General features: G+C 40.4%; 13 protein-coding genes and 1 riboswitch. Of the genes, 10 read left to right on the top strand and 3 right to left on the bottom strand.

The features are described 5' to 3' along the window. Positions 1-6: 6 nt before the first annotated feature. From IA57_RS02580 to cysM, 7 genes are all read left to right on the top strand, one after another. Complete coding sequence (locus IA57_RS02580) at positions 7-630, top strand: phosphoadenosine phosphosulfate reductase domain-containing protein (RefSeq protein ID WP_036119445.1); 624 nt, start codon at positions 7-9, stop codon at positions 628-630. Between the two features lie 32 nt (positions 631-662). Then, positions 663-2,762: a nitrite/sulfite reductase gene (locus IA57_RS02575; protein ID WP_036118922.1), complete on the top strand. Its 2,100-nt coding sequence runs from the start codon at positions 663-665 to the stop codon at positions 2,760-2,762. Beyond that, positions 2,746-3,519 (top strand): uroporphyrinogen-III C-methyltransferase, encoded by a 774-nt coding sequence (gene cobA / locus IA57_RS02570; protein WP_036118920.1) that lies wholly within the window; start codon positions 2,746-2,748, stop codon positions 3,517-3,519. Before IA57_RS02575 ends, cobA begins: the two co-directional genes overlap by 17 nt. Before the next feature lie 49 nt (positions 3,520-3,568). After that, the gene (locus IA57_RS02565) at positions 3,569-4,162 is read left to right on the top strand and encodes a precorrin-2 dehydrogenase/sirohydrochlorin ferrochelatase family protein (protein WP_036118917.1); all 594 of its coding nucleotides are present in this window, start codon (positions 3,569-3,571) and stop codon (positions 4,160-4,162) included. Then, positions 4,159-5,208: an NAD(P)/FAD-dependent oxidoreductase gene (locus IA57_RS02560; RefSeq protein WP_036118915.1), complete on the top strand. Its 1,050-nt coding sequence runs from the start codon at positions 4,159-4,161 to the stop codon at positions 5,206-5,208. The genes IA57_RS02565 and IA57_RS02560 overlap by 4 nt, the downstream gene beginning before the upstream one ends. A gap of 118 nt (positions 5,209-5,326) precedes the next feature. Beyond that, positions 5,327-6,064: a serine O-acetyltransferase EpsC gene (gene epsC / locus IA57_RS02555; protein ID WP_036118913.1), complete on the top strand. Its 738-nt coding sequence runs from the start codon at positions 5,327-5,329 to the stop codon at positions 6,062-6,064. Next, the gene (gene cysM / locus IA57_RS02550; protein WP_036118910.1) at positions 6,054-6,944 is read left to right on the top strand and encodes a cysteine synthase CysM; all 891 of its coding nucleotides are present in this window, start codon (positions 6,054-6,056) and stop codon (positions 6,942-6,944) included. The genes epsC and cysM overlap by 11 nt, the downstream gene beginning before the upstream one ends. Before the next feature lie 198 nt (positions 6,945-7,142). On the opposite strand, the gene IA57_RS02545 is transcribed toward cysM, so the two are convergent. The 3 genes from IA57_RS02545 to IA57_RS12290 form a co-directional block, all read right to left on the bottom strand. Continuing rightward, positions 7,143-7,946: an SDR family oxidoreductase gene (locus IA57_RS02545; protein WP_036118908.1), complete on the bottom strand. Its 804-nt coding sequence runs from the start codon at positions 7,944-7,946 to the stop codon at positions 7,143-7,145. Between the two features lie 112 nt (positions 7,947-8,058). After that, positions 8,059-8,508: a hypothetical protein gene (locus IA57_RS02540; RefSeq protein ID WP_036118906.1), complete on the bottom strand. Its 450-nt coding sequence runs from the start codon at positions 8,506-8,508 to the stop codon at positions 8,059-8,061. A gap of 143 nt (positions 8,509-8,651) precedes the next feature. Then, complete coding sequence (locus IA57_RS12290; RefSeq protein WP_131505666.1) at positions 8,652-9,446, bottom strand: DUF6090 family protein; 795 nt, start codon at positions 9,444-9,446, stop codon at positions 8,652-8,654. A 190-nt stretch (positions 9,447-9,636) separates the two neighbouring features. Then, a riboswitch (SAM riboswitch) is annotated at positions 9,637-9,742 on the top strand. 50 nt (positions 9,743-9,792) lie between these two features. On the opposite strand from IA57_RS12290, the gene IA57_RS02530 reads away from it, so the two are divergent. The 3 genes from IA57_RS02530 to metF all read left to right on the top strand — a co-directional run bounded on the left by IA57_RS02530 (position 9,793) and on the right by metF (position 14,722). Next, a complete protein-coding gene (locus IA57_RS02530; RefSeq protein WP_036118904.1) occupies positions 9,793-10,803 on the top strand; it encodes a homocysteine S-methyltransferase family protein in 1,011 nt (336 codons plus the stop codon). A 9-nt stretch (positions 10,804-10,812) separates the two neighbouring features. Further along, a complete protein-coding gene (gene metH, locus IA57_RS02525) occupies positions 10,813-13,533 on the top strand; it encodes a methionine synthase (RefSeq protein ID WP_036118899.1) in 2,721 nt (906 codons plus the stop codon). A 235-nt stretch (positions 13,534-13,768) separates the two neighbouring features. Further along, the gene (gene metF / locus IA57_RS02520; protein WP_036118897.1) at positions 13,769-14,722 is read left to right on the top strand and encodes a methylenetetrahydrofolate reductase [NAD(P)H]; all 954 of its coding nucleotides are present in this window, start codon (positions 13,769-13,771) and stop codon (positions 14,720-14,722) included. Positions 14,723-14,739 lie beyond the last annotated feature (17 nt).

Raw genomic sequence — 14,739 nt, 5'->3', positions numbered from 1 at the left:
AGCATAATGATACAGCATATTGATATTGAATACTGGAACAAACAACTTAGAGACAAAACCCCCGAAGATATTATAGATTGGGCCTTAGCCCAAACGACCAATAAAATTGTAACCACCAGTTTTGGGGTGTATTCGGCGGTATTGTTGAGTTCTATCTCAAAAAAAGACGAACACATAAAGGTTGTTTGGTGCGATACCCTTTACAACTTACCAAGCACTTACGAGCATGCGGCTCAGCTAATAGGGCGTTTCAATTTAAACATCCAGAAATATCAGGCGCTAAAAAGTAAAGCAGAAATTGAAGCCACCATTGGATTCCCTTCGTTAGAAGATGACAATTTCGATGAATTTTCAGAAGTCGTAAAGCTAGAACCTTTTAGACGGGCCCTGCAAGAACTCAAGCCGGATTTGTGGTTTACCAACATTCGGGTAAGACAAACCGAGTACAGAAATAAAAAAGACATTTTAAGCTATAGCAAAGATGGCATTTTAAAGGTTAGCCCTTTTTATTATTGGAGCGATAGCGAGTTAGATGATTATTTAGAAAAACACGATTTGCCAAAAAACTACGATTACTTCGATCCCATCAAGGCTTTAAGCAATCGGGAATGTGGCATACATTTTCAATAGAAAGTAAAAAAAGAAGCATATAAAACAAAACCATGCAAAGTTTTAGAACCGAAATAGAAAGCCCATTTGTAGAGAAGGACATTATCGAATTAGAGAAAAAAATTCGATTGTTTAGAGAAGGAAGCGTCGATGAAGAGCGGTTTCGCAGCCTGCGTCTGGCAAGAGGTATTTATGGCCAAAGGCAACAGGGGGTTCAAATGGTACGAATTAAATTACCCTACGGAAAAGTAACAAGCGAGCAATTGTTGCGTATCTCAGAGGTATCCGACGAGTACTCTAGGGGGAGATTGCACATCACCACCCGTCAGGACATTCAAATTCATTATGTTAGTTTAGATCGAACACCACAACTTTGGGCCGATCTGGAAAAAGACGATATCACCATTAGAGAGGCGTGTGGTAATACCGTTAGAAACGTAACGGCAAGTGCCAAGGCTGGGATAGACGTTAACGAGCCTTTCGATGTAACGCCTTATGCGCATGCAACATTTCAGTTTTTCCTAAGAAATCCAGTGTGCCAGGAAATGGGTAGAAAGTTTAAAATTGCATTCTCCTCCTCCGATGAGGACACTGCTTTAAGCTACATTCACGATTTGGGGTTTATTCCAAAAGTGCAAAATGGTCAAAGAGGGTTTAAAGTTATGCTAGGTGGCGGTTTAGGGTCGCAGCCCCGTGAAGCCGATGTGCTGTATGAGTTTTTACCAACCGATAAAATCATTCCGGTAATCGAAAGTGTTTTACGTGTTTTCGATAGGCACGGCGAGCGTTCAAGACGATTAAAAGCCCGTATGAAATTTTTAATCAAAGACATTGGCTTAGAAGCTTTCGTACAGTTAGTAGAAGCCGAAACCAAAGCCTTGTCGCAGCACACGGTTGCCATAGATACCGAAGGCTTCGGATTTGTCTTGGCAGAAGCCAATGTACCCACAACGGTTATAGCAGATAAGGAAGCTTTTCAGCATTGGAAATCGCTTAATGTGTTTCCACAAAAACAAGATGGTCTTTTTGCCATAGGCATAAAAGTAAAATTGGGCGACTTTTCAACAGAAAAAGCCAGAAAATTAGCGAGTTTAATTAAAGACTATGCCGCTAACGAGCTGCGTTTTACCCTGCGTCAAAACATATTAATCCGCCATGTAAAAGCCGCCTTGTTGCCGCATTTTTATAACGAATTAAAAGCCTTAGGGTTTACAGCGTTAGGCTACAACGCTACCACCGATATAACGGCCTGCCCAGGTACAGACACCTGTAATTTGGGAATTGCCAGCAGTACTGGTTTGGCAGACGAACTAGAGCGTGTGCTGCAAACGGAGTATCCGCAATATGTGGGCAATACAGAAATAGCCATAAAAATTAGTGGTTGTATGAATGCCTGTGGGCAACATAATATGGCGCACATTGGGTTTCAGGGCATGTCCATCAGAACCAAAGATAAACGTGTGGCACCAGCAGTACAAGTACTTTTGGGGGGTGGGGTTTTAGGAAACGGCGCCGGGCGATTTGCCGATAAGGTTATTAAATTGCCTTCTAAACAGGGGCCGCAAGCCTTACGCCTAATTTTGGACGACTTTTCTGAAAATAGAATAGACGACGAAGCCTTTTTAAGCTATTACGATAGGCAGGGACAAAAATACTTTTACGATTTTCTGGTAGGCCTTTCCAATACCGATCGTTTGCAGGATGCAGATTTTATCGATTGGGGAAACACCTCTAAATATGTACAGGAAGTTGGTGTAGGCGAATGTGCAGGGGTGGTTATCGACTTAGTGCAAACCTTGTTGTTCGAGGCCAAAGAAAAACTGGATTATGCTAAAGATGCCTACGATAACAAAGCCTATGCCGATGCCATTTATTATGCCTATACGGCCTTTATTAATGGCGCCAAGGCCCTGCTAACGGCAGAAGATATTAAAACCAACACCCAAGCCAATATTGTCACTCTATTCGACGAGCATTTTGTTGCTGCTGAAAAGATCGCACACAACGGGACCTTTTCAGAGGTGGTGTACCAAATCAATAAAAACGAACCAACCGTTGCGTTTGCCGCAGATTACTTAAGTAAGGCCATAACATTCTTTGAGATGATAGAACGCTATAGAAAGGAGGATTTAATACATGAAGCAGGAGAATAACAGACCAACATTAACGGTAGTAGGCGCAGGCCCTGGAGACCCAGAATTAATTACCTTAAAGGCGATTAAAGCCTTAGCTTCGGCAGATGTGGTGCTTTACGATGCTTTGGTTAATAAAAGCTTATTGGAATATGCAGCTCCTAGTGCCGAATTGATTTTTGTTGGCAAACGAAAAGGCTGTTATGCCTATCAGCAAGAGCAAATTAACGAGCTAATTTTACAGCGCGCCCAGACTAAAGGTCACGTGGTACGCCTTAAGGGCGGCGATCCATTTATTTTTGGTCGTGGTGCCGAAGAAATAGACTATGCGCAACAATACGGTGTAGCGGGCTATGTGGTTCCAGGCATTTCATCGGCATTGGCTGTGCCCGCCTATCAAGGCATTCCGTTAACCAAACGAGGCAGCTCCGAAAGTTTTTGGGTCATTACCGGAACCACCAAATCGCACCACATGTCCAACGACATTCTGTTGGCAGCACAATCAACCGCTACAGTAGTTATTTTAATGGGCATGGGGCAATTGCAAAACATCATGGATGTCTTTGCGGCAGAAGGCCGGGGAGAAACACCAGTAGCCATCATACAAAACGGCACCACCGAAAACGAAAAATATGGCGAGGGTACCGTGGCGACTATTGCTGAGGTTGTTTCAGAAAAAAAATTGGCCAATCCAGCCATTATCGTAGTGGGCGAAGTGGTTAAGGAAAGAGCCGCATTGGGCGCCATAACAAAGCAGGTGTATAAATTATCATCTTAAAAAGCTGTAGAAACACAGATTTAAAATCTTGTAAAAACGATATGAAATAATGGAAGGAAGAAATAATTTATATCCCATCTTTATAAAAATGAATCGTATTAACACCCTTATTGTGGGTGGAGGTAATGTGGCACTGGAAAAGCTCACCTTTTTATTAAAGTCCAGTCCAGACGCCCAGGTTACTATGGTGGCCAATACTTTTAATGATGCGGTTTTAACATTGGCAGAACAATTTGATGTGAAAATCATTCGAATGTCTTACGACAGAGCATTTTTGGTAGATATGGATATGGTAATTGCTGCAACCGATAGGGTTTTGGTAAACAAACAAATCCACGACGATGCCAAGGCCAGAAACCTTTTGGTAAATGTCGCCGACACCCCCGAACTATGTGATTTTTACTTAGGCGGTATTGTTACCAAAGGACATGTGAAGGTCGCCATTTCAACCAATGGGAAATCACCAACAACAGCCAAACGTTTGCGACAGTTTTTCGAGGAAGTTATCCCAGAAAACATAGATCAACTGGTTCAAAATTTAAACTTATATAGACAAACCATTAAAGGGGATTTTGCGTACAAAGTGAGTACGTTAAACAAAATTACCAAAGGATTAATTACACAAAAAAGAAACGTATTATGATTAAGACGGATATCCTTATAATAGGAGCGGGACCAACAGGATTATTTACTGTTTTTGAAGCAGGATTGTTAAAATTAAAGTGCCATTTAATTGATGCTTTACCACAACCTGGAGGGCAGTGTTCCGAACTATACCCTAAAAAACCTATTTACGACATCCCGGGATTTCCAGAAGTTTTGGCGGGCGATTTAACCAAAAATCTATTGGAGCAGGGCAAACAGTTTAAGCCAGGGTTTACCTTAGGTGAACGCGCCGATACCATAGAAAAACTTGACGATGGGTCGTTTGTGGTAACTACCAACAAGGGCACCAAGCACCAAGCGCCTATAGTGGCTATAGCTGGTGGGTTAGGATCTTTTGAACCACGAAAACCTTTAATTGATAACATTGCCCATTACGAAGATAAGGGCGTAGAGTACTTTATTAAAGACCCAGAAAAATACAGAGGTAAAAAAGTGGTTATTTCTGGTGGTGGCGATTCGGCATTAGACTGGAGCATCTTTTTGGCCGACATAGCAGAAGAGGTTACTTTGGTGCATAGACGGAATGAGTTTCGTGGCGCTTTAGATTCTGTAGAGAAAGTTAAGGAATTAAAACTGCTAGGAAAAATTAACCTAATTACCCCGGCCGAAGTAACAGCCCTGCATGGAAATGAATCATTAGAAGCCCTAACCATAGTGCAAGAAGGCGAAAACATCCTTCTGGAAGCAGATCACTTTATCCCCTTGTTTGGGCTGTCTCCCAAACTAGGCCCTATTGCAGACTGGGGCTTGGAGATAGAGAAAAATGCCATTAAAGTAGATACGCTAGACTATCAAACCAACATCCCTGGAATTTTTGCCATTGGTGATGTAAATACCTACGAGGGCAAATTAAAACTTATCCTTTGTGGGTTTCATGAGGCAACTTTAATGTGCCAATCGGCTTATAAAATCATTAACCCCGGAAAAAAATATGTGCTTAAATACACAACCGTTAGCGGGATTAATGGTTTCGATGGCACAAGAAAAGAAGCACCTAAAGCCGTAGTACAAGCCATAAACTAGATTTTTAGTAGATAATTCCCCGAGGCTTTGGTGCTTCGGGGTTTTATTTTAATTATTCGTAAAAAAAAATTATAAATCCTAACTTTGAATAGTACCTTAGCGGTTATAAAACATAACTATGCGAATTAATTTACGAATCAAAGAGGACGTTGCCAACTTTACAAAGCGGTTGTTTTATGCCTTGTTTGATGAGGAGAAGCACCAGCAACAGGAATTGGATGCTTTGGAGCATATTTTTAAGAATGTGGTTTCAGAGATTACAACCAACAAACCAGACGATTTATGGCAGGCCTTTAGGGAAAAGCTGCCGGAGATTAAACGAAGCATAGAGCTTGATGCCCTAGCTACAGAAAAAAACGACCCGGCATGCAAAGGACTGCATGAGGTGTATTTGGCCTACCCTGGTTTTCACGCCATAGCCATTCATCGTATGAGCCATGAGCTTTTTAGGTTAGGACTTCCTATTGTGGCACGTATGATGAGCGAATGCATTCATGGCAAGACCGGCATCGATATCCATCCAGGAGCGACCATTGGAACGTCGTTTTTTATAGACCACGGTACGGGAATTGTTATAGGTGAAACCACCATTATAAAGAATAATGTGAAAATTTATCAAGGGGTAACCTTGGGCGGGTTGTCGGTTAAAAAAAGCCTGTCGCAAACCAAGCGGCATCCTACAATTGAAGACAATGTGACCATTTATGCCAATGCCACAATTTTGGGCGGCGACATTGTTATAGGAGCCAACAGCATTATTGGGGCAAATGTATGGATTACCAAATCGGTGCCTCCAAACGCCTTGGTAACCTACCAATCCGAAATAAAAATAAGCACTAGAAAACATGATAAATAGCCAGTCTGTATTAGACCTAATAGGAAACACACCTTTAATAGAGGTTAAGCACCTTGTTAAAAAAGAAGGGGTGCGTTTGTTTTTAAAAATGGAAGGTAAAAACCCTGGAGGCAGCGTAAAAGACCGTGCGGCCCATAACATGATTTCGGAAGCTTTAAAGCGTGGCGATATTAAAAAAGGAGATACCCTAATTGAAGCTACTAGCGGCAATACCGGTATTGCCCTGGCGTTTATTTCACGATTGCTAGGGGTGCATATGATATTGGTTATGCCTGAAAATGCTACCAAAGAGCGTATAAAAACCATGCGTGCCTATGGCGCCGAACTTATATTAACTTCAGAAGCAGACGGCATAGAAGGGGCTCGTGATTTGGCCGAACAATTGCATAAAGAAAACGGATACTTTATGCTTAACCAATTTGCCAATGACGATAATTGGAAAGCCCATTACAACACCACTGGGCCAGAAATATGGCGAGACACCCAGGGCGAAATCACCCATTTTGTCTCGGCTATGGGCACAACAGGAACCATTATGGGGGTTTCTACGTATTTAAAAGAACAAAATCCCAACATTGCAATAATTGGAGCCCAGCCCAAAGATGACGCCAAAATACCGGGAATTAGAAAATGGCCGGAAGCTTATTTGCCCAAAATATTCAATAAGGAAAAAGTAGATGCCGTTGTTGAGGTTAGCGAAGAAGATGCCCGTAACATTGCCAATAAACTGGCTAAGGAAGAGGGCGTGTTTGCTGGCATGAGTAGTGGCGGGGCAGTCGCTTCGGCATTGCAAGTAGCCAACACCTTAGAGTCGGGTGTTATTGTAACGGTTATATGCGATATAGGCGATCGGTACATATCCTCAGACCTGTTTCAATAAAAACAATTATTTCCATTTAATGCCATAACACAACTATTTTGTGTGGCCTCTAGTTATGGAGAAAAAGATGGTGGGTTTTGGTTAAGCACGGGGTCAGCAAGAAGGCTAGGCGAGAGCAAGTCTTTATGTGTGGTGCGTGTTGGCAGGCGTGATTTTTTATTGGATAAACCCCTTTAATTAATGCCAAACATTTAAAAGCTACTTTTTGCGCCCTGTAAAATGTGCCATGGTGTTATAAATCCCAAGCACCTCTCCAGCAAACCAATCGAAAACGGCAATCGGCATGACCGCTTGGCCAAAACGCGTAAACCTATAAATGTAGCCAGGAATACTGATTAGTTTTTTATTCTTTTCAATCGCTTTAACAATGGTTAATGCTGTTGCTTCGGGTTCGAGAATTGGAATTTTAGATTTTACACCATCAAACATACCTGTATTAATGTAGTAAGGCAGTATTGTGGTAACATGCACGTTTTTATCCATTTGTTTCATCTCCAAGCGCACACTATCCGACCAACCGATGAGCGACCATTTGCTCGCTACGTAAACAGACATTTTAGGGTTTGAAACTAATCCGCCAGACGAAGTAATATTGCAAATATGCCCCGAATTTTGATGCAACATATCATCAAGAAACGCCCTGGTAATAAACATGGGCGCATTTGCATTAATGGCCATTGTTTTTGAAATCTCGGATGTCGTCTGATCCTTAAAATATTTACCGACGATTATTCCTGCATTGTTGATTAAAACATCGACAACCCCAATTTCTGCTTTAACTTTTTTAGCGGTATCTTGAATTTGTTCAAGGTTTGAAACATCAACGTTGTAACCAAATAGTACTCCTTTGTTTGAACATTCGGCTATGGTTTTATCAATGCTTTCTTGATTAATGTCCCAGATAATAACTTTGGCTTTTCGTTCTAACATTAAACGCACCATAATTTTACCAATTCCAGATGCTCCACCGGTAATTAAAACTGTTTTTTCTTTTAGTTGCATGGTCTTTTTTATAACAGCCAAGGGATTTGGCTATGCTGTCGTTGCTTGGTTTTGATACTAAGTTAACTAAAAAAACAAGAACATTTCGTCATGGTTGCATGCCTTGTTACGCTTAATAATGGTTGTGCTCGTTTGGGAGCGTTTTTATTTCGTTTCCTTTTGATGTTTGCCATGTGTTTTCTGGTATTTCCCAATCTGCAAATGCATATGGTAATTCATCTGCTGTTAGCTGTTCCAACATGTTAGCATACCATTTTTCATACGCTTGATTTCTGCCTTTGCAATGGTCAATAAATTTTATGTTCTCTTTCATAAACAAGTCCGCCAATTCTTGTGCTGTTAGTTCAATTTCTTGCTCAGAATCTTCTTTTTCGTAGTTAAGCAGCCAGTTAGAGGCAATAAACGAGTTTCTTTTTGCTTCATCAACGAAATTACAACGCCAATACATTCCAGATGGCGATACTGATGGGATTATTCGCAATTTTCCAAACCCACGTTTATGTATTTCTTGAGCCATAAACAATAGTTTTTGCCTGTTTTTAATATAGAAGTTGCCTTTCATTTTTTGAAGTGTTTATTTCGTTGGTTGCTAGAGTTTTGTGTGTGGTTTTGATGCCTTGAAATTCGAAATAATTGCCGTTATACAGTGTGCTGTGTTCGCTATTTTTTGCCTTTTATGATTTTGTAATTAGAGCTTGTGCTTTCTTAATTTTCTTCTAATGTATTCAATAATTCGTTTGTGATTTTCAATATCTCACGATATTTAAAAGCACTATTTCTATGTGCAACGAGTAGAGAATTGTAAGCTGAAAATACGCTGTAATTTTGAAATATTTCCTCCAAATCTGTTTCAAAAGGTACTTTTTCTATCACATACGGTATGGCTCTTAATTCGTCGGTTTTTAAGGTGTCGCTTCCTTTTGTTTGATGGAATAAATATGCTTTAGGGACTAAATTTGTAAATTGTACAGCTTCTTTTAGTAACAATTGTCCATTTCTAAAATAGGTTTCTTCATAACGGTCTATGTCCTTTAGTTTATATTCAACTGTTTCTACATAAGCAGTGATTTTAATTTTTAAATCATTAGATCTTATTAATGTTAAATTACCAGAATTAATTATCGATCGGGCAGTTCCTAGTGTTGGGCTATATACTGCGGTGCCTAATGGTATGCGCATGTATTTATAAATACTGTCGTTTGGCACATCGTTTTTAAAGAAAGCATGGCACACTTTGGCACTTGCTTTAGCTTGTTCTTCACGCGATTCTCTTACCTCCTTAAGTTCCACTTGCGATTTTTTAAGGTCTTCTATCAGCTGTTCAATAATCACTTTTTCAGCTTTTTTTCTGTTTTTTTCGCTGTTCCAATTATTGATTTGTAGTGCTATTAAAATGCCAATAACCACAAGAATAATTTCTCCAATGGCATATTTCAGATACTTTTTAGTATTTCCTTCCGAAATCAAATGTTGTCTAATTTTCCTAAAGAATTTTATCATTGGTTATGGGGTGGTTATTATGAAGTGGGGCGGTTTCGTTATATCGTTATAACACCTAATATAAAACAAAATTGTTTTAGTCGGGGTTGGTAAATCACACTTTTTAACCTGTCGCACATCCAATTCTAAAATAAAAAATTGGGTAAATAAAAAATAATGCTATAACTTTGCCCCGTTCATTAACGTATTGATGTTATCAAGAAAGGTGGAGGGAATAGACCCTTTGAAACCTTAGCAACCCTTTGTGCAAACAGAGAAGGTGCTACATTCTACTGCATGTTGCAGAGAGATAACGAAAAGAATTTTCCTCGCTCTTTTCCTGATAACACAACACCAAATATCAGGAATGTCAAACATTTATCAAGAAATACAAAAACGAATTCTCGTGCTCGATGGCGCTATGGGAACCATGTTGCAACGCTATAATTTTTCAGAAGAAGATTATCGTGGCCAGCGCTTTAAGGATTTTCCTTATCCATTAAAAGGCAACAACGATTTGTTGTCTCTAACACAACCAGAAGCTATTGCCGAAGTACACCGAAAGTATTTCGAAGCTGGCGCAGACATTGTAGAAACCAATACCTTCTCGGGAACCACCATTGGTATGGCCGATTACCACATGGAAGATTTGGTGTATGAGCTCAACTTCCAATCGGCTAAAATAGCCAAACAAGTTGCCGAAGAATTCACAAAAGCCAATCCAGACAAACCACGATTTGTAGCAGGAAGTATTGGCCCAACCAACCGTACAGCAAGTTTAAGCCCAGATGTAAACAGGCCAGAGTTTCGTGCGGTAACTTTTAACGAATTACACGTAGCTTACAAACAGCAAGTTGAAGCCTTAATTGATGGCGGTGTAGATGTACTTTTGGTCGAAACCATTTTTGATACCTTAAACGCAAAAGCTTGCTTGTTCGCTATTGAAGAAGTAAAAGACGAACGTCAAATAGACATTCCAATTATGGTGTCTGGTACCATTACCGATGCATCGGGAAGAACCTTGTCTGGTCAGACCGTAGAGGCGTTTTTAATTTCAATTTCGCATATTCCGTTATTAAGTGTTGGTTTTAATTGTGCGCTTGGAGCAGACCAATTACAACCGTATTTAAAGCGTTTGTCTCACGATACCGAATTTTTTACATCGGCACATCCCAATGCAGGCTTGCCCAATGCATTTGGCGAATACGACCAAACCGCCAAACAAATGCAGCAGCTTATAGAAAGCTATCTAAAAGATGGCTTGGTAAACATTATTGGGGGGTGCTGCGGTACCACGCCAGAACACATAAAAGCCATTGCCGAAGTGGCAGCTAAATATAAACCACGTGTCATTCCTGCGCAGGCAGGAATCTCTTAATATATGTCAATGAAAGAAAGTGACTGTAAAAAATACTTGAAATTATCAGGGTTAGAACCACTAGTCGTAACTCCCGAAAGCAATTTTATAAACGTCGGTGAACGCACCAATGTTACGGGATCGCGTAAGTTTTTACGATTGATAAAAGAAGAGAACTACGCCGAAGCGTTGGATGTAGCCAGAGATCAGGTTGAAGGCGGCGCACAAATCATCGATGTGAACATGGATGAAGGCATGCTTGACGGAAAAAAAGCGATGGTAACCTTCTTAAACCTTATTGCTTCCGAGCCTGATATTGCCAAATTGCCAATTATGATCGATAGCTCTAAATGGGACATTATCGAGGCCGGACTGCAAGTTGTTCAAGGGAAATCGGTTGTAAATTCTATCAGTTTAAAAGAAGGAGAAGCAACTTTTATTCATCACGCAAAACTTATCAAACGTTATGGTGCAGCAGTAATCGTTATGGCGTTTGATGAAGATGGTCAAGCCGATACTTATGAGCGTAGGATTGAAATTTGTAAACGCTCTTATGGTATTTTGGTCAATCAAGTCAACTTTCCACCAGAAGACATCATTTTCGATCCCAATATTTTTCCGGTCGCTACCGGCATGGAAGAACATCGTTTAAATGCGCTGGATTTTTTCAATGCCACAAAATGGATTAAGGAAAACTTGCCTTATGCCAGCGTGTCTGGTGGTGTAAGTAATGTGTCCTTTTCGTTTCGCGGAAACAACGTCGTTCGCGAAGCCATTAATGCCGCATTTTTATACCACGCCATTCAGCACGGCATGAACATGGGAATCGTAAATCCAACCATGTTGGAAGTGTACGACGAAATTCCGAAGGATTTATTAGAACACGTAGAAGATGTTTTATTTGATAAACGAGACGATGCTACCGAGCGGTTGTTGGACTTTGCCGAAACTGTAAAAAACAATAAAAAAGAGGACGCAGCCAAAGTTTTAGAATGGCGTAATGACCCACTTCAGGAGCGAATTACGCATGCTTTGGTAAAAGGCATTGAAACCTTTATCATTGACGATGTTGAAGAAGCGCGACAAGCTGTAAACAAACCTATTGAGGTTATTGAAGGTCACTTAATGATTGGTATGAATGTGGTAGGCGATTTGTTTGGAAGCGGAAAGATGTTTTTGCCCCAAGTGGTAAAATCGGCTCGTGTCATGAAAAAAGCCGTTGCTTATTTGCAGCCTTTTATTGAAGCCGAAAAAGATGGAAAACAAGAATTTGCTGGTCGTGTACTGATGGCAACCGTAAAAGGCGATGTGCACGATATTGGTAAAAATATTGTGAGCGTGGTTTTGGGTTGCAATAATTATGAAATCATTGATCTTGGTGTTATGGTGCCGCCAGAAAAAATTATAGAAACGGCCATTACGGAAAATGTCGATATTATTGGGTTAAGCGGCCTAATTACGCCTTCGTTGGACGAAATGGTATACGTTTCCCAAGAAATGGAAAAGAAAAACATCAATATTCCTTTGTTAATTGGTGGAGCAACAACATCCAGAGCACATTCGGCAGTAAAAATTGCGCCAAATTATGGAAATACGGTAGTGCATGTAAATGATGCGTCAAGAGCTGTAACGGTGGTTGGTAATTTGCTTCAAAAGAATAACAAAGCTTATAAAGAACAGATTCGTGAGGAATACGAAAAATTCCGTGAGCAGTTTTTAAAACGTGGTAAAAAGAAAGAATATGTTTCTATAGAAGAAGCTCGAAAACGTAAGTTTAAAATCGATTGGAACGCTACTGAAATTGTAAAACCGAAGCAATTAGGAATACAAGATATTCAAGATTTCGACATCACAATTTTAGAAGATTATATCGATTGGTCGCCATTTTTTAGAAGTTGGGATTTGCACGGGAAATACCCTGATATTTTAACTGATAATGTTGTTGGCAAACAAGCAACCGAATTGTTTAAAGATGCCAAGCTGTTGCTTCAAAAAGTGTTTGATGAAAAGCTTTTGAAAGCTAAAGCAGTTTTTGGGCTGTTTCCAGCTAATTCAGTTAACGATGATGATATTGAGTTTTCGACCGCACTCGAACAGACAAGCGAACTGTCACCTCGAGCGCAGTCGAGAGGTCTTGCAAAATTCCTAACACTGCGTCAACAACTCAAAAAACGCGAAGGCGTTCCCAATTTCGCATTAGCCGATTTCATTGCGCCTAAAGAAAGTGGTAGGCAGGATTATATAGGTTGTTTTTGCGTGTCGGCTGGTTTTGGAACAGAGCAATTAGCCAAAGATTTTGAAGCGAATCACGATGATTACAATGCCATAATGATAAAAGCTTTGGCCGATAGATTGGCAGAAGCCTTTGCCGAGTATTTACATAAAGAAGTACGAACCAAACATTGGAATTACGCTTCCGAAGAAAGCTTAAGCAACGAAGAATTAATTGCCGAAAGTTACAAAGGCATTCGTCCGGCACCAGGTTATCCAGCTTGTCCAGATCATTTAGAGAAAAAGACCATTTGGAATATTTTAAAAGTTGAAGAAACCATTGGTGTTGAGCTAACCGATAGTTTAGCCATGTGGCCAGCAGCTAGTGTCAGCGGTTATTATTTTGGTAACAAAGAAGCCAAGTATTTTGGTCTGGGAAAAATAACCGAAGACCAATTGCAAGATTATACAAACCGCCGAAAGATAAGTGAAGACCACGCCAGAAAGTGGCTTAACCCCAATTTGGCAGACAGCCTGTAAAGCAAATGGGAGAGCCCAAAATAAAAACTATAGAAAACAAAAACTTAACTAATAGTTGCAATTAAATTAAAATAAAACTCTTGATGTTAGACTAATATTGTACTGTCAAAAAAAAGGAACGTTATGACTAAATTAAAATTAGAAATTCGCTTTGCCGTTCAAGTAGCCTTAATGACTACTGTTTCCTTATTGATTGCGTATCTTATAGCCTAATGTTTCGAGGCTATAAGAAACTATGAAGGTAACAGAGCATATTAAGCAAGCCAACGGTAAAACATTATTTTCATTCGAGATTATCCCACCGCAAAAGGGGAGCAGCATTAAAGAACTCTACAACAAAATCGATCCGTTAATGGAGTTTAAGCCGCCTTTTATTGATGTTACCACCTCGCGGGAGCAACATGTTTACATTGAGAAAAACGGCTTGTTAGACCGAAAAATAACCCGCATGCGCCCCGGAACTGTAGGGATTTGCGCTTCCATAAAACATAAGTATCATGTAGATACTGTACCCCATGTGCTGTGTGGTGGCTTTACCAAAGAGGAAACCGAATACCTGCTGGTAGATTGCCATTATTTAGGCATAGAGAATGTGATGGCGCTTAGGGGCGATGCCATGAGTCACCAAAAGTACTTCCAGCCATCGCAAGGTGGGCATTCCTATGCGAGCCAGCTGGTTGGGCAAATTCAGAACCTAAACAAAGGAAAGTACCTGCACGAAGTCATTGATGCCGGCGATAAGTCCGATTTTTGTATTGGCGTGGCGGGGTATCCGGAAAAACACATCGAAGCACCTTCACTAAAAAGCGATTTAAAACGCTTAAAAGAAAAAGTAGATGCCGGGGCAGACTATGTGGTAACGCAAATGTTTTTCGATAAAAAGAAATTCTTCGAGTTTGTAACGGCGGCTAAACAGGCGGGGATTAACGTACCCATAATTCCGGGAATAAAGCCCATTGCTACAAAAAAGCATTTACAGCTCTTGCCGCAAGTATTTAAAATAGATTTGCCAGAAGCGTTAATAGAGGCTGTAGAGAGTTGTAAGGATAACAAGGCGGTAAGGCAAGTGGGGGTAGAGTGGTGTATCGCGCAGTCTAAGGAACTGTTGGCCGCCGGTGTGCCAGTGCTGCATTATTATTCTATGGGGAAGAGCGATAATATTAAAGCCATTGCTTCAGAATTGTTTTAAATATTCTGTTATTTTTG

Origin of the sequence: Mangrovimonas yunxiaonensis (genome assembly GCF_000733475.1) — a bacterium.
Classification (GTDB): domain Bacteria; phylum Bacteroidota; class Bacteroidia; order Flavobacteriales; family Flavobacteriaceae; genus Mangrovimonas; species Mangrovimonas yunxiaonensis.
Note: the sequence above shows the minus strand (reverse complement) of the source record. Positions and strands in the feature narration are given on the sequence as shown.